15 protein-coding genes are annotated in these 15,803 nt (G+C 42.7%); all 15 read left to right on the top strand.

Annotated elements, in window-relative coordinates; genetic code table 11:
• The first annotated feature begins 2 nt into the window (after window positions 1-2).
• The 15 genes from DXB39_RS08470 (at window position 3) to DXB39_RS08400 (ending at window position 15,681) form a co-directional block, all read left to right on the top strand.
• On the top strand, window positions 3-1,010 hold the full coding sequence (locus DXB39_RS08470; RefSeq protein ID WP_158565981.1) for a phosphotransferase: 1,008 nt from the start codon (window positions 3-5) through the stop codon (window positions 1,008-1,010).
• Between the two features lie 66 nt (window positions 1,011-1,076).
• The gene (locus tag DXB39_RS08465) at window positions 1,077-2,339 is read left to right on the top strand and encodes a hypothetical protein (protein ID WP_117841610.1); all 1,263 of its coding nucleotides are present in this window, start codon (window positions 1,077-1,079) and stop codon (window positions 2,337-2,339) included.
• Window positions 2,340-2,433: 94 nt separating this feature from the next.
• Complete coding sequence (locus DXB39_RS08460; RefSeq protein WP_117841611.1) at window positions 2,434-4,170, top strand: phospho-sugar mutase; 1,737 nt, start codon at window positions 2,434-2,436, stop codon at window positions 4,168-4,170.
• A gap of 134 nt (window positions 4,171-4,304) precedes the next feature.
• Window positions 4,305-4,580, top strand: coding sequence for an HU family DNA-binding protein (locus DXB39_RS08455; protein WP_022242343.1), 276 nt, complete (start codon window positions 4,305-4,307; stop codon window positions 4,578-4,580).
• A gap of 612 nt (window positions 4,581-5,192) precedes the next feature.
• The gene (locus DXB39_RS08450) at window positions 5,193-5,432 is read left to right on the top strand and encodes an RNA-binding S4 domain-containing protein (RefSeq protein WP_022242342.1); all 240 of its coding nucleotides are present in this window, start codon (window positions 5,193-5,195) and stop codon (window positions 5,430-5,432) included.
• Between the two features lie 82 nt (window positions 5,433-5,514).
• Complete coding sequence (gene yabP / locus DXB39_RS08445) at window positions 5,515-5,802, top strand: sporulation protein YabP (RefSeq protein WP_022242341.1); 288 nt, start codon at window positions 5,515-5,517, stop codon at window positions 5,800-5,802.
• Window positions 5,799-6,275: a spore cortex biosynthesis protein YabQ gene (gene yabQ, locus DXB39_RS08440; protein WP_117697715.1), complete on the top strand. Its 477-nt coding sequence runs from the start codon at window positions 5,799-5,801 to the stop codon at window positions 6,273-6,275. Before yabP ends, yabQ begins: the two co-directional genes overlap by 4 nt.
• A 14-nt stretch (window positions 6,276-6,289) precedes the next feature.
• Window positions 6,290-6,592: a septum formation initiator family protein gene (locus DXB39_RS08435; RefSeq protein WP_117841612.1), complete on the top strand. Its 303-nt coding sequence runs from the start codon at window positions 6,290-6,292 to the stop codon at window positions 6,590-6,592.
• Window positions 6,593-6,762: 170 nt separating this feature from the next.
• Window positions 6,763-8,598 (top strand): SpoIIE family protein phosphatase, encoded by a 1,836-nt coding sequence (locus DXB39_RS08430; protein WP_242997796.1) that lies wholly within the window; start codon window positions 6,763-6,765, stop codon window positions 8,596-8,598.
• A 1-nt stretch (window position 8,599) separates the two neighbouring features.
• Complete coding sequence (gene tilS / locus DXB39_RS08425; RefSeq protein ID WP_117841614.1) at window positions 8,600-10,060, top strand: tRNA lysidine(34) synthetase TilS; 1,461 nt, start codon at window positions 8,600-8,602, stop codon at window positions 10,058-10,060.
• Window positions 10,053-10,577: a hypoxanthine phosphoribosyltransferase gene (hpt, locus tag DXB39_RS08420; RefSeq protein WP_022242336.1), complete on the top strand. Its 525-nt coding sequence runs from the start codon at window positions 10,053-10,055 to the stop codon at window positions 10,575-10,577. Before tilS ends, hpt begins: the two co-directional genes overlap by 8 nt.
• A 12-nt stretch (window positions 10,578-10,589) precedes the next feature.
• Window positions 10,590-12,440 (top strand): ATP-dependent zinc metalloprotease FtsH, encoded by a 1,851-nt coding sequence (ftsH, locus tag DXB39_RS08415; protein ID WP_022242335.1) that lies wholly within the window; start codon window positions 10,590-10,592, stop codon window positions 12,438-12,440.
• A 784-nt stretch (window positions 12,441-13,224) separates the two neighbouring features.
• Entirely contained in the window at window positions 13,225-13,959 is a 735-nt protein-coding gene (locus DXB39_RS08410) for a LytR/AlgR family response regulator transcription factor (protein ID WP_117841615.1), read from the top strand.
• A complete protein-coding gene (locus tag DXB39_RS08405) occupies window positions 13,956-15,266 on the top strand; it encodes a sensor histidine kinase (protein WP_117841616.1) in 1,311 nt (436 codons plus the stop codon). The genes DXB39_RS08410 and DXB39_RS08405 overlap by 4 nt, the downstream gene beginning before the upstream one ends.
• Window positions 15,267-15,351: 85 nt before the next feature.
• Entirely contained in the window at window positions 15,352-15,681 is a 330-nt protein-coding gene (locus tag DXB39_RS08400) for an LptM family lipoprotein (RefSeq protein WP_117697705.1), read from the top strand.
• The last annotated feature ends 122 nt before the right edge of the window (window positions 15,682-15,803 follow it).

Here is a 15,803-nt window from a genome sequence, read left to right as displayed (position 1 = left end):
TTGTGTATAATTTATCGAGCCAGTTGTTAGAACAGTATCCGTTTGAGGTAACCGCTATCCAGAAAGGAAGGGGGACCTATATCTGCACAACATCAGAGGACGGAAAAATAATAATGGAATCTTTTCGCGGGTCAAAAGGCAGAGCGGAAGCTTTAGAACATATTCTGCTCCGTCTGAAAGAAAATGGAATAGAAGCAGATGAAATCATACATACCAGGGAAGGAGAAATTTTAGCCCAGGAGGTGGATGAAACCTGGTACTATGCCAGAAAATATATGGAGGGCAGGGAGTGTGAGACCAGGAGCCGTGATGATGTACTTGCTGCGGTAGAAGAACTGGCAAAGCTGCATCTTGTCCTGCAGAAGGTGGAGGATGAAAATTTAAAAATTGGCGGACAGGATTATGCCATGGAGGTATTCCGGCACAACCGGGAGCTTAAAAAGGTGCGCAATTATATTCATGGAAAGCATAAAAAGAATGAATTTGAAATGATATTTATGCACAATTATGAGACTTTTTTAAAACAGGCACTGGACGTGGAACATCGGCTGATGAAACCCAATCCGGGTGAAACGCAGGGGCAGAGCGGACAGCAGGGCCGGGAAACAGCATTGTATGGAATCTGCCATGGAGACTTTAACCAGCATAATGTATTATTTGCCCATGGTAAAATTATAATTACAAATTTTGAACAGGCACATTATGATGTGCTGGTAGGGGATCTGGCACATTTCTTACGGAAACTGATGGAAAAGCATAATTTTAATATCGGGCTGGCAACGGATATGCTGGCAGCTTACGAAAAAAAACGAAAACTATTACCAGAGGAATGGGAGCAGCTTTATGTAAGGATGGCATACCCACAGAAGTTCTGGAAAGTGGCAAATCACTACTTTAATGCCAATAAGGCATGGGTGTCCGGCAGAGACATTGAGAAGTTGAACCGGGTTATCGAACAGGAAGAAATCCGCCAGCAGTTTTTAAGAATGTTATTTTATTTTGTGGAATAATCATGTATAATCATGTACAGGCAATTGCCGGGGAAAAAGAGCATACAGGAGAAAAAGAGGTGCGAAATGAAGCAATCAGGAAAGCACTGGCTGTTGGCTTTGGTTATTTTCACAGTGTTTGTGGCTTTGAGCGGCTGTGGAAAGAAAGACGATGGGCCTGTCAGCATGAAAGGCTATGCATCGGGCGTTGAGGCAGCAACGGAGGAAGAGATACAGGCAGAGGAAAGCAGCCTGTATACGGTAAGTAGTGTTGATACAACACTTTCAACAATGACATTTCTGAATATTGACACGGGACGTTATGAACAGTATTCTTATACAGATGGGACAATTTTTAAAGACAGACATGGCAGTCTGATTTCGGCTGCATCCATGGTACCGGGAAAAGTGGTTACTTTAACACTCCGGGATAAAGACCTGATATTAGAAAAGGTGGAGCAGTCGGCAGATGCATGGGAGATGGACGATATCGGAAAATTTTCCTATAATGAAGAAGATAAGATATTTACCATAGGAGACACAAAGTATTCTTATGATGAAGAATTACAAGTGTTTTCCGGAGATGCAGCCATAGAATTGTCCGCAGTTACCGGACAGGACACCTTAAGAATACAGGGAATTGACCGGAAAGTGCTGTCAGTGTCCGTTACAACAGGACATGGAGTCATCCAGCTTGTAAATACACAGGCATTAGAGGGCGGCTGGTTAAGCCTGAATCATAAGAATTATTATAAGATCACGGAGAATATGCAGTTAGAGGTGCCGGAAGGAACCTATGAATTAACCGTTGCCGGCAATGGCTACGGCGGTTCCACAGAGGTAGCTGTAACAAGAAATGAGCAGATTTCCGTGGATGTAGATTCCATAAAGGGTGAGGATCCGAAATATTGTACTTTAACCTTTGCGGTTGATGTTGCAGGCGCTTTGATGTATATTGATGGTAGTCAGGTTGATTATACACAGCCATTACAGCTGCAGTATGGCATCCATTCCATACAGATTACTGCAGATGGATATGACACCTGGTCGAAGCGGCTATATGTAAATTCGCCGGAAGCGCAGATAGAGATTGCGTTGTCAGGTGATGATACGGGCAGTACAGAGACAGAATCGACGGAAACTGCCGGAAATGAAGAGAACACAACCGTGGAGCATAAGCATTCCGACAGTACATCGAATTCCAGTGGAACTAACAGCTCCAGTGGAAGTTCATCCAGTGACTCTGATGCATATAGGAAGGCATTGAGTGAAATTATTGATACATTAACCAGTAACAATAATTCTTCGACAAGTACATTAAATCAGGTAGTTAACAGTCTTACGAATTAGTGAGAGAAATGAAAGGGCGAGACATCCGAAGGAGGCTGCCACTGGCAGGCTCTTTTGGTAAACAACATAAATGAAAAGTAGGAGGAAATCAGGAATGGGTTACAAGGAAACTTACGAAGCATGGCTTGAGGGAGCGTATTTTGATGAGGCAACCAAGGCTGAACTTCAGGCAATCAAAGACAATGACAAGGAAATTGAGGATCGTTTCTATAAAGATCTTGAGTTTGGTACAGCAGGATTACGTGGGGTAATCGGTGCCGGTACCAACCGTATGAACATCTATACTGTCCGCAAAGCAACACAGGGTCTTGCAAATTATATTTTAAAAGTAAATGCACAGGATAAGGGTGTGGCAATTGCCTTCGATTCCAGACATATGTCACCGGAATTTGCAGATGAATCCGCACTTTGCCTTGCAGCAAACGGAATCAAAGCATATGTATTTGAGTCATTAAGACCAACACCGGAATTATCTTATGCAGTCCGTAAATTAGGATGCACTGCCGGAATTAATATTACAGCAAGCCACAACCCGCCAGAATACAATGGATACAAGGTATACTGGGAGGACGGTGCACAGATTACACCACCTCATGATACCGGAATTATGGATGAAGTAAAGAAAGTAACTGATTACAGCACCGTTAAGACCATGTCCTTAGAGGATGCCAGGGCAGCAGGTCTTTATGAGACTATCGGCGCGGCAATCGATGATGCTTATATTGCAGAGCTTAAGAAGCTTGTGGTACATCAGGATGCCATTGATGCAGTAGGCAAAGACCTTAAGATTGTATACACACCATTACATGGAACAGGAAATATCCCGGTCCGCCGTGTGTTAAAAGAGCTTGGCTTTGAAAATGTATATGTTGTTCCAGAACAGGAACTTCCGGATGGAGATTTCCCAACCGTAAGTTATCCGAACCCGGAGGCAGAGGAAGCATTTGCATTGGGACTTGCACTGGGCAGGAAAGTAGATGCAGACTTAATCCTTGCAACTGACCCGGATGCAGACCGCCTCGGTGTATATGTAAAGGATTCTAAGACGGGAGAATATCATTCCTTAACCGGAAATATGTCCGGCTGCCTGATTGGTGATTATATCATCGGACAAAAGAAAGCAATCAACGGCTCCCTGCCGGCAGATGGTGCATTTATCAAATCCATCGTATCTACCAATATGGCAGATGCCATTGCAGAATACTATGGCATTCAGTTAATCGAAGTATTAACCGGATTCAAGTTTATCGGTGGCAAAATCTTAGAGTTCGAAAAGACCGGAAAAGGAACCTATCTCTTTGGTATGGAAGAAAGCTACGGCTGCCTGACCGGAACCTATGCAAGAGATAAGGATGCAGTGGTAGCATCTATGGCGTTGTGTGAGGCTGCTGCATATTACAAGACCAGGAATATGACTCTTTGGGATGCAATGCTTGCCATGTATGAAAAATATGGATACTATAAAGACCATGTTGAGTCTATTACATTAAAGGGAATCGAGGGTCTGGCTAAGATTCAGGAAATCATGGATACACTGCGCAGCGAAACTTTAACTGAAATCGGTGGCTATAAAGTTGAAAAAGTACGTGATTACAAGAAGGATACCATTACAGACCTTGCAACAGGGGCAGTAACAGCAACAGGACTTCCAAGCTCTAATGTACTTTACTATGAATTAAACGATGCTGCGTGGTTCTGTGTAAGACCATCCGGTACCGAGCCGAAAGTAAAATTCTACATTGGTGTGAAGGGTTCATCCATGGAAGAAGCAGAGCAGAAATATGAAGTCCTTGGAAAAGCAGTTTTGGACAAAATCAACAAAATGTTATAGACCAAATTGTATGCCTTAATTTACCGTATTTTCCTTGACAAATAAAGGAAAAACAAGTATAAATATATTCGTAGGTAATCTTGGAGAGTGTAGACCTCAAGAAGAATTATAAAATCCAGAGGAGGAATTTTAACATGAACAAAGCAGAATTAGTATCAGCTATGGCTGAAAAAACAGCTTTATCTAAAAAAGATGCAGAGGCAGCTTTAAAAGCTTTCACTGATATCGTAGCTGAAGAATTAAAAAAAGGTGAGAAAATCCAGTTAGTTGGATTCGGTACTTTCGAAGTATCTGAAAGAGCTGAAAGAACAGGAAGAAACCCACAGAGCGGTAAAGAGATGGTTATTCCAGCTTCTAAAGCACCTAAGTTCAAAGCAGGAAAAGCTTTAAAAGATTTAATCAATAAATAAGTTGATAAAATGATTCTGATTAGAGGTGTAACGAAAGTAGAAAACTGCTTTTGCTACACCTTTTTTTATTGAAATTCGAAGGAGAAAAGAATTTTCTATCATTCTATATGCATGAAGACACAGAAACGGAAACTGTTTTTGTGAAACCAGAATGCTGTAATTGCAGCCCTGATTTTTCCTTTTGTTAATTGAGCCTGTCTTTCCAATGTTTGACAAAATGCGGTGGGTGTTCGTCTGTATGCGGATACATGAACGAGACGGTTAGGGTGGCTTGCATTCTGCATAGCAACCGGCAACGCTGACACAGGGAGGTGTCAGCGAGGTGCAATTGGAGCATGGATGCGACTTTGCGCCGGTTGCCAGAATAACCATTTTCTTTAAGCAGAATGCTTAGCCACCCTTGCTGGCGAGTGGTCGTATCCGCAGCAGACGGACACCCGCCGCATTCCGTCAAAGCAAGCGGAAAGACAGCCTTACATCAAGGAAAAATCAGGACAGAAATTACAACGCATTCTGATTAGATACAAAAGCCAGTTTCCGTTTCTTTACTTCATGGAACATAGAAGGATGGACAATGCTGCTTCGAATTTCAAAAAGAAAGAAGGTAAGCAAATGAGATTAGACAAATATTTAAAGGTAACCCGCCTGATTAAACGCAGAACCGTTGCCAACGAAGCCTGCGATGCCGGACGTGTCACCGTAAATGGCAAACCGGCGAAAGCATCCGTCAATGTAAAAGCAGGTGACATCATCGAAATCATGTTTGGCCAGAAGACGGTGAAAGTAGAAGTGGTTGCAATCGCAGATACCACCAAGAAAGAAGAGGCAGGAGAATTATTCCGCTATCTGTAAAAGAGTAAAAACGCATAAAAAGAGAAACAGTCTCATATATTTTGGAAAGGACTAACTTTCGGGTAAAGGAGTATGAGACTGAATGGAAGAATTGAAAACAGCAAAAGCACATAAAGTATTGTTGGCAAACCGGAAAAGTGCAAACTTCAGCGGAGTGCTGGATGTGCTTTCTTTTGATGTAAATGAGATTTTACTGGAAACAGAACAGGGAATGCTTCTGATAAAGGGAAATGACCTTCATGTAAACCGCCTGTCCTTAGAACAGGGGGAAGTGGATGTCACAGGGAAAATTGATGGCTTAACCTATTCGGATGTGGAAACCTATCACAAAGGTGGCGGAGAATCCTTCTTAGGCAGGTTGTTTAAATGATAGAAATCAGCCCGGAAATTTCCGGTGAAGCCTTAAGGTTCCTCCGGTTCATGCTGGTGGGATTTCTGTTAATCTTAGCCTTTGACCTGCTTCGGATTCTGCGCAGGCTGATACCCCATAGAACCGGGATGGTTGCAGTGGAGGATATGCTGTACTGCATCGGCAGTGCCATATTTATATTTATTATGCTCTGCCGGGAAAATGACGGAGCAATCCGGGGCTTTTGCATGCTGGGCATGAGCGTTGGGATGCTGTTATGCAATTATGCCATCAGTCCATGGCTGGTGAAGGGAATCGTAAAAGTATTTAAGAAACTGTTTCAAGTAGTGGGGAAACCATTGCGGGCAGTATTTCGCATGGTGGCAGTACCCTTACGTTTCCTGAAAGGGAAAATCAGAAGATTATTACGAAAATTACAAAAAACGTTGAAAAAAATCCGTAAAACTATTAGAATGGTGTTATGTAAACTATAGATGAGGAAATGAGTATGACAAATAGTCGAAGAAAAAGAAAACAGAAACGAAACGGAAGAATCTGTATCTCTTTGATTGTAGTGCTGTTTTTGACAATTATGTCAGTTCAAATAGTAAAACTGTATCAAAAAGATCAGGGGGACAGAGAAAGAATAAATGCGTTGACTGATGCATATGAAGATGAAACAGAACGTCAGAATCAGCTGGATAATTACGAAGAATATACCAAGAGTCAGGAATATATTGAAGACCAGGCAAAGAGCAAGCTGGGACTGACCCATGAAAATGAGATTATCTTCAAGGAAGACAAGAAGTAGAACAGCTTCGAGAACATAAAGACCATAGAAAAACTTAAAATAGACAAACCATTCCGCTTTTTGCCGAAAACTTTTTTGAAATGAGACAACGGTTTGACAAAGATTTCGGACAAACATTTCTATAATAGCTTCTGCTGTCACAAATGACAGGAGAAGGAGGAACAATGGAAATGAAGAAATTGAGAACGAAACAGGCGGTAATATGCTTTATAGGGGTAGCAGTGTGTAAATTAGGATTTGCAGGCTGCTACCCTTTTATCCCGGCATATTTTGCGGCAGCTTACCTGGAACGGGGCGGACGGCTGCTGCTGGGAATTGGAATGTTTCTTGGAATGGCATTTATGCTGCCGCTGACACTGATGACAAAATATGTAATGACACTGCTGGTAACCATAGTAATCATCAAGCTGGCAGAATGGGTAAATAAAGGCTGCTATACCTGGATAGCTGCCTTTGGCGCAGGCTGTTCGGCAACCTTATTATCCGTATTTGGAGAAATGTTAAACGTAAGAGACGGAATGCGGACGGAAATGGCGGTCTTAGAAGGAGTCTTTATATTTGCAGCCACCATGGTGTTAAGCCGTATCATACATAGCTTTCTGGAATTCACATTTGTGAATCAGCCAATACCGGAGATAAAGAGTAATGAAGAAGAAAAACTACTGACCTATGCAAAGTCCTTTCAAAGCCTTTCAGATATATTCGGGCGGATGAATGTGGAACATACCAGTTTCTCGGCAGAGGAAATGGGCAGGATGCAAAATGAGATAACCGGGAAAATGTGTGTTTCCTGCGACCAGTGCGCTCTTTGCTGGGAAAAGGATGACAGCCCCATGTACGGCTATTTGTCGTCACTGCTGCAATCTATCCGGGAGGCGGGAAAGACAAACCGCGATATTGAAAAGAAAATGGAAGAATATTGCCCCTATATGCAGGAAATGACGGCGGAGGCTCTTCGGATATTTGAAAAAGCTTCTTTAAATATGGCGTGGTACAACCGGCTGGTAGAAAACCGTGAGGTCATAGCCGAGCAGCTGGATGCCATGGCATATATCATGGAGGATTGTGCAAAGAAGCAGAAAAATATTACAGAAGAGTGCCGGTCAAATCTGCAGGACATAGCTTACCGGGCAAGAGAGCGGGGCATAAAAGTGATTGATGAACAACTCTGGGAAAAGGAAAACGGCCGCTGGCAGCTTGTGATGAAAGTCATGGTAAAAGATGGCTGTGTCACTACGAGAGAACTGACAAAGGCAGTAGCCGGAGCACTGAACCGGCGCATGATTCCGGAGAAGGATACCAAGACGCTGATTGGAAAAGGCGTCAACCTCTATACCTATGAAGAAGAGCCGCGGTTTCAGGCAATTTATGGCGTAGCCCGGATGGTAAAGGATGGAGCAGCAGTTTCCGGGGATAACTTTTCCTTTTTGGAGCCGGAAAGTGGAAAAATGGTCATGTGCTTATCGGATGGCATGGGTTCTGGAAGTCTTGCCTGCAAGGAAAGTGAAATGGTTATTGAACTGGTGGAAAAATTCCTGGAGGCGGGATTTGATGTGGAAACGGCAGTCCGCATGATGAATTCTGCCATGGTGATGAAAGGGCAGGAGGATTTATTTTCCACGGTGGATATCAGTGAACTGGATTTATATGACGGAACCTGCCACTTTTATAAAATCGGAGCGGCGGCAACCTTTATCCGGCGAAATGGCATAGTGGAATGTCTTATTTCCACCAGTCTTCCGGTGGGCGTATCTTATAAACTGGATATGGAAAAAAGCGAAAAGGACTTATATAACGGAGATTTCCTTGTCATGGTATCAGATGGTGTGCTAGAATATTTACATGTGCCGAATCCGGAAGAAACCATGCAGGAAATTATAGAAAGCATTGAGACCAATAATGCAACAATTCTTGCAAAACGCATTTTGGAGCGGGTGTTACTTTTTACCGGAGGAAAGGCAGCAGACGATATGACGGTGCTTGCTACCGCAATTTGGGAGAAATAATATGATTCCTGGTGTAGAATCTTTTCTGGAACAATATCATATGATTGAGCAGTCGGATGTAGTGGTTGCCGGAGTATCCGGTGGTGCAGATTCCGTATGCCTGCTGCTGCATCTGCTTGAATTGAAAGAAAAACTTTCCTTTACGCTGGCAGCAGTCCATGTGCAGCATGGCATCCGGGGCGAAGAAAGCCTTCAGGATGCAGCGTTTGTAGAGGAACTTTGCAGGCGGTATCAGGTGCAGCTATTCCGCTATGATTATGATGTGCCGGAATATGCAAAGCAGCATGGATATTCGGAAGAAGAGGCGGGAAGAAATTTACGATACGAAAGTTTTCATAAAGCGTTAGAAGAATTGGGTGCGCCGGAAGGGAAAATTGCAGTTGCCCATAACCGTAATGATCTGGCAGAGACCATGCTCTGGAATATGATCCGGGGCAGCGGCATGCGTGGCATGGCTGGAATTCCGCCGGTGAGAGATGGCATCATCCGTCCGCTTCTTCATACGGCAAGGGTGGAAATCGAAAATTATTTAAAAGAAAAAGGTGAAAGCTACTGTACGGATGCTACCAATGCATCTTTGGATTATACCAGAAACCGGATCCGTAATCAGGTGCTTCCGGTGTTGGAGAAACTGAATGCCGGAGTTTATGCCCATATGGAACAGCTTGGGGATGACATCCGGAAGACGCAGGAATATCTGTCTGCTGTAATAGAAGAAAAAAAGGCACAATATGTAGAAAAAGATTTCCGGCAGCCGCAGGCTTTCCTGATATCGGAAGAGCTTTTAAAAGAACCGGAAATTCTGTATACAAGCATTATAAAGGAGAGCATCTGTGAGACGGCCGCAAGCAGTAAAGATATTACAAGAACCCATGTAGAACTGGTGCAGAAACTTTTTGCCATGCAGACGGGAAGAAGCGTGAACCTGCCTTATCAGGTGGTGGCAGAGCGGACTTACGGCGGGGTGCGTCTGCAAAAGTGTGAAAAACAACCGGAGCATAAAATTACAGAACAGGTAGGAATGCTATCCAGTCAGTCTTCCAGTCAGCCGGTCGGACGACAAAGCGGTCAGCCAGCCGGTTGTTGTGGAATTTCAATAGAAGAACATCCGGATTTTACCTGTCGGATTTATAAACGGGAAGAGTTACCGGAAGGAATTTCTAAAAAAAAGTATACGAAATGGCTGGATTATGATAGAATAAAAAATAGTCTTTTGATTCGGAACAGACAGCCGGGCGATTATTTTGTGCTGGATGAGACGGGCAGAACACAGAAGCTGAAGCAGTATTTTGTAAATGAGAAAATTTTAAAAGAGCAGCGGGACACTATTCCGTTGGTGGCAGACGGTGCTCATATCCTGTGGATTGTGGGATACCGGATCAGTGCATATTACAAAGTAAGCAGTACAACGAAGACAATTTTGGAAATACAATATCATGGAGGAAGAGAAGACAATGAGTGAGCAGATTCGTGTATTACTCTCAGAGGAAGAACTTGATCGTAAAATTGCTGAATTAGGAGAAAGAATTAGCAAGGATTATGAAGGTGAAAGCGTTCATTTAATCTGCATACTGAAGGGAAGTATATTCTTTACCTGTGAACTGGCAAAGCGTATTACCGTGCCGGTAACAATTGATTTTATGTGCGTTTCCAGTTATGGCGCGTCAACCGTGTCCAGTGGAAAAATCACCATAAAGAAAGATTTGGAAGAATCTATTGAAGGTAGAAATGTAATTGTCATTGAAGACATTATTGATACAGGAAGAACACTGCGTTATCTGCTGGATGATTTATCCGCCAGAGGACCGAAGAGCTTAAAATTGTGTGCAATGTTAGATAAACCGGATCGCAGGATAACAGACGTTGCGGTAGATTATACCGGTTTTGAAATTCCGGATGAATTTGTAGTAGGATATGGTCTTGATTATGACCAGCGCTATCGCAATCTGCCATACATTGGCATTCTTGATTTGGGATAGGAAGGAGTTTGCGTGAAGAAATCATATAGAGGATGGGGCTTTTATATCAGTCTGATTGTAGTTGTGGTTTTGGTCTGGTTTTTACTGGACGGACAGCATCTGAATCAGGATGACTATAATTATGCCCAGTTTAAACAGGAACTGGCTGATGATGAGATTAAATCTGTAGAAGTGCAGCCAAACAGAGTTTATCCAACCGGAAGACTGGATATTGTCAAAACGGATAAGTCAGAAGAGACCTTATATGTGCTGGATGTCAGTGAGGCTCAATCGCTGATGGATAAGGAAAAATTTACTTCTTATGTGGTGAATGATATTCCGGCAGAAAACTGGCTGATGAATTTATTGCCGCTCTTACTTGTGTTTGGAGCAATGTTTATTCTGTTTATGATTGTTATGAACAATCAGGCAGCAGGTGGTGGCGGTGGCAGCAAGATGATGAATTTTGGTAAAAGCCGGGCAAAGATGACCACCGATGAGAACCGCAATGTAACCTTTGAAAATGTGGCAGGACTGCGGGAAGAAAAAGAAGAATTAGAAGAAATCGTAGATTTTTTAAAAGAGCCGAGAAAGTATACCAGACTGGGAGCGAGAATCCCGAAGGGAGTTCTTCTGGTGGGACCTCCCGGAACCGGTAAGACTCTGCTTGCCAAGGCAGTTGCCGGAGAAGCAGGCGTTCCGTTCTTTAGTATTTCCGGTTCTGATTTCGTAGAAATGTTTGTTGGTGTCGGCGCATCCCGTGTACGTGATCTTTTTGAAGATGCCAAGAAAAATGCACCATGTATCGTATTTATCGACGAGATTGATGCAGTGGCAAGAAGAAGAGGAACCGGTATGGGCGGCGGACATGATGAACGGGAGCAGACCTTGAACCAGCTTCTGGTAGAGATGGACGGATTTGGTGTCAACGAAGGAATTATCGTAATGGCAGCAACCAACCGTGTCGATATCTTAGACCCTGCGATTATGCGTCCGGGCAGATTTGACCGTAAGGTACATGTGGGGCGTCCGGATATTGGTGGAAGAGAAGAAATCTTAAAGGTACATGCAAAGAATAAACCCCTGGCAGAGGATGTGGATTTGAAACAGATTGCACAGACTACAGCAGGTTTTACCGGAGCAGACCTGGAGAATCTTTTAAATGAGGCGGCAATTGTTGCAGCCAAAGAAAACAGAAGTTATATTATCCAGAAAGATATTAAGGAATCCTTCTTGAAAGTAGGTGTCGGTCCGGAGAAGAAGAGCCGGATTATTACCGAGAAAGAAAAGAAGATTACCGCATATCACGAATCGGGTCATGCGATTTTATTCCATGTACTTCCAGATGTGGGACCGGTATATACCGTATCCATTATCCCAACCGGTGGTGGAGCAGCAGGCTATACGATGCCATTGCCGGAGCGTGATGAAATGTTTGATACCAAGGGAAGAATGCTGCAGCAGATAATTGTTTCCTTAGGTGGACGTGTGGCAGAAGAGTTGATTTTTGATGATATCACAACCGGAGCTTCCCAGGATATCAAGCAGGCAACCGAGCTTGCCAAAGCAATGGTAACGAAATATGGATTTTCTGAAAATGTCGGACTGATTAATTATAACAATGATGATGACGAAGTGTTTATCGGAAGAGACCTTGCACATACCAGAGGCTATGGCGAGGGTGTGGCATCCAAAATTGATGAAGAAGTAAAACGTATCATTGACGAATGCTATGCCAAAGCAAGGGCAATCATTCAGGAAAATAGTGATGTACTCCATAAATCAGCAGACCTTCTTTTGGAAAAAGAAAAGATTGGAAGAGACGAATTTGAAGCATTATTCCAGAGCGGAGCTGATGTTGTAACTGAGACAACGGAGGAATAGAATCCAAAGAGAAGGTTTTTTCGAAAATGGGAAAAAGGTACTATATAAAGTATACAAAAAGTAGGCACAACTTTTGTGAAGTTTGTGCACACTTTAAACGGGAGAGGTGATACTATAATTAACGTAAAAACCCCCCAATACATTATATATATAGTTTTTACTACACCCCATAGTAAAAATACCTTCTCCTTAAAAGGACAGCCGATCGGTGGCTGTCTTTTTTTACGCGAGTAATGAGGAAAAGAGCAGAAAAATGGTCAGACCAAAATAGAAGCCTTAAAAAGCCATTCTTTTGTGCAAAAAATAAGTGGTATTTTCGCCATGAAATTTATGAACTATACAGATTGAATAAAAGGAATGTGATTTTTTTTGGAAGTTTGTGCACACTTTTGAATGGGAAAATGGTACTATAATTAACGTAAAAACCCCCCAATACATTATATAATTTTTGCTACACCCCATAGTAAAAATACCTTCTCCTAAAAGGACGACCGTGCGAAAGGTCGTCTTTTTTTACGCGAGTAATGAGGAAAAGTGACAGGCGAGGAAAAGAAACCAAGCTTGCTTGAGTTTCTTTTTTACAGCTTGGAACTTTGACGAATACCGCGATAGCGAGGGAACTTGTTCCCGAGCCTATCGCGGAAGTGAGGGAGCTTTTCCCTCACTTATCTCGCATAGAAAACTCCCATCCCTCAAACAGTGGACATCGGCTCCCAAACTGCCTATAATGAATCTTAAGAAAAGAATATTTTGATAAAGCTGATACATAGATGGGAGATACAACATGATAAAGGCAGCATTTTGCGATGATGACGATACGGTTTTAAAAGAACTGCAGAGCTTACTGGAGGAGTATCGCAGGGAGCGTGATTACAGAATAGATGCAAAAGTCTATCACAGTCCGCTGGATTTACTGAATGAAATGGAAAAAGGAACCCGCTTTGACATTTTGTTTTTGGATATTTTAATGCCGGGGGTAGATGGAATCCAAACGGCATCCGAGATTCGGAAGTTTGATAATAATATCAAAATTATTTTTCTTACTTCTTCGGTGGAGTTTGCGGTGCAGTCTTATGAGGTGAAAGCATATTATTACCAGTTGAAGCCGATTGAAAAGGGCAGCTTCTATCATCTGCTGGATTCTATGTTAGAACAGATGGAAAAAGAGCATGGCAGTAGTATTGTACTGCGCTGTAAGACGGGAATTGCCCGGATTGCGTTAAAACAGCTGGAATACTGTGAAGTAATCCACAGGACATTGTTGATACATCTGACCGATGGAACCGTATATGAATGCAGCGGCAGCATGGATGAACTGGGCCGGCAGCTTATGCCTTATGGAACTTTTATACGTCCACATCGTTCATATCTTGTGAATCTGGAATATATAAAGAATCTTTCTTATCGTACCATTACGATGTCAAGTCTTGTGGAAATTCCTATTCCAAGAGGAAAATACAATGAAATAAAGAGTGCATTTCTGAAATATGCATTTGAAGATGGGCAGGTGACGTTATGAGCCTTTGGATGTCCTTTCTTAACAATGTGGCAGTCAGTGTTTTTGGAAGTGTGCTGGCGGCATCCTTCTGTGATGCACTGGACCGGCGGAAAAACCGGATCATATTCTGGATATGCATCGCACTGATTCCGATTGCACAGGGGATTATTTACTATGAATGGGATGATGGCTTTTTGAGGCAGATTTATCCGCTGCTGGTACATGTTCCGCTGATTTTACTGTTATGTGGACTGACCGGTAAATTGCTATGGCCATTTTTCTCTGTGATGGCAGCCTACCTTTGCTGCCAGTTACGACGCTGGCTGGCACTTCTTGCAGTAGAAATTTTGGGTGGAGGAGTATTGATGCTGGATGTGGTGGAATTATTGATTACGCTGCCACTACTGTTTGGACTGATGCACTTTATGACGCCGGCAGTCCGCTATATTTCTGGTTATTCCAGAAAAATGCAGTGCCAGTTTGGTGTGATACCGGTGCTGTATTATGTATTTGATTATCTGACAAGGGTGTACACAGATCTTTTGTCCAGTGGGGCTCCGGTTGTTGTGGAATTTATGCCGTTTATCTGTTGCGGGGCATATCTTGTGTTCTTGTTGTATAACTTTACAAAAGGGCAGGAAGAAAACCGGATGAAGGAGATTCAAAAAAGCCTTGATATGCAGGTAGCACAGTCCATGCGTGAAATAACGGCGTTGCGGGAGTCGCAGAATCTGGCCAGCCGTTACCGCCATGACCTGCGTCATCATTTACAATATCTATATGCCTGTTTGGAGAACCATCAGATACAGAAGGCAGAGGATTATATATCTGATATCTGTAATGAGCTGGAACAGCAGAAGGTGATACAGTATTGTGAAAACGAAGCTGCGAATCTGATTTTGTCATCCTTTGCAGGAAGGGCAGAAGCGGAAGGAATTGTGATGAAAGTGGAAGGCGGCATGAAAGCGAAGACGGTGATAAGTGATACTGACTTGTGTGTGCTATTGTCTAATGCCCTGGAAAATGCCATCCATGCCTGCAGGGAAGTACAAAAAGAGGGAAAAGAAGCCAGAATAGAAGTACAGATTTATGAAAAACAGCATCAGGTATTTTTACAGATAAAAAATTCCTGTGCCGGAGCACCAATCTTTGAAAACGGAGTCCCGGTTTCAAAGGAAAAAGGACATGGCATTGGGACGCGGAGCATCTGTGCCATTGTGGAACGCTATGGAGGAGTATATACATTTTCGGTGGAAAAAGAGTATTTTATACTCCGCCTGAATCTGTCGGAAAAGAATGTCGATTCAGTACATTTTACTGCCGTTTGAGACGTGAATCTCCTGTTGGATAAGAAAGAATGGTAAAATATGTCTAAGTCAAGGATGACAAACAAAAGACAGGAGGAAGATGAAAATGAAGAAAATAATTTCATGTTTAGTGGTATTGACTATGTGCATTTCACTGGCTGCCTGCGGGGGAACGGATAAACAGGCTGCAATTGATGCATTCAATAAAGCAAGCACATCATTCAATGAAGTAGCGAATGCCATCAATGCGGATCCGGATGCATACGACCAGGATGTGATTGATACCATGGTTGAAATGGCAGATGTCTTACAGCAGCACAAAGAGCTGTTAGAGGGAGACACTGAAATTGAAGAAGACAAATTAAATGAAATGATTGAATGGTATGGTACCGTAGAAGAATGGGTATCAGACGTAAAGGCGGAGTTAGGTATATAATAGATTTCATAGAGTTACTTCTTTAAAGAGGGGACGGATACGGAAAATGTATCCGTCCTTTTCTGGTTGTAATCTTTGGAACTTTCGTATATTATAGTAATAAAAATAATTATTTAGAAACG

The organism is Roseburia sp. OM03-7AC (genome assembly GCF_003462625.1).
Classification (GTDB): domain Bacteria; phylum Bacillota; class Clostridia; order Lachnospirales; family Lachnospiraceae; genus Roseburia_C; species Roseburia_C amylophila.
This window is presented reverse-complemented; position numbering and strand designations above follow the sequence as displayed.

Coding starts and splice junctions, on each gene's coding strand:
- DXB39_RS08465 (WP_117841610.1), top strand. CDS start 1,077: ATGAAGCAATCAGGAAAGCACTGGCTGTTGGCTTTGGTTATTTTCACA.
- DXB39_RS08460 (WP_117841611.1), top strand. CDS start 2,434: ATGGGTTACAAGGAAACTTACGAAGCATGGCTTGAGGGAGCGTATTTT.
- DXB39_RS08455 (WP_022242343.1), top strand. CDS start 4,305: ATGAACAAAGCAGAATTAGTATCAGCTATGGCTGAAAAAACAGCTTTA.
- DXB39_RS08450 (WP_022242342.1), top strand. CDS start 5,193: ATGAGATTAGACAAATATTTAAAGGTAACCCGCCTGATTAAACGCAGA.
- yabP (WP_022242341.1), top strand. CDS start 5,515: ATGGAAGAATTGAAAACAGCAAAAGCACATAAAGTATTGTTGGCAAAC.
- yabQ (WP_117697715.1), top strand. CDS start 5,799: ATGATAGAAATCAGCCCGGAAATTTCCGGTGAAGCCTTAAGGTTCCTC.
- DXB39_RS08435 (WP_117841612.1), top strand. CDS start 6,290: ATGACAAATAGTCGAAGAAAAAGAAAACAGAAACGAAACGGAAGAATC.
- DXB39_RS08430 (WP_242997796.1), top strand. CDS start 6,763: ATGAAGAAATTGAGAACGAAACAGGCGGTAATATGCTTTATAGGGGTA.
- tilS (WP_117841614.1), top strand. CDS start 8,600: ATGATTCCTGGTGTAGAATCTTTTCTGGAACAATATCATATGATTGAG.
- hpt (WP_022242336.1), top strand. CDS start 10,053: ATGAGTGAGCAGATTCGTGTATTACTCTCAGAGGAAGAACTTGATCGT.
- DXB39_RS08410 (WP_117841615.1), top strand. CDS start 13,225: ATGATAAAGGCAGCATTTTGCGATGATGACGATACGGTTTTAAAAGAA.
- DXB39_RS08405 (WP_117841616.1), top strand. CDS start 13,956: ATGAGCCTTTGGATGTCCTTTCTTAACAATGTGGCAGTCAGTGTTTTT.
- DXB39_RS08400 (WP_117697705.1), top strand. CDS start 15,352: ATGAAGAAAATAATTTCATGTTTAGTGGTATTGACTATGTGCATTTCA.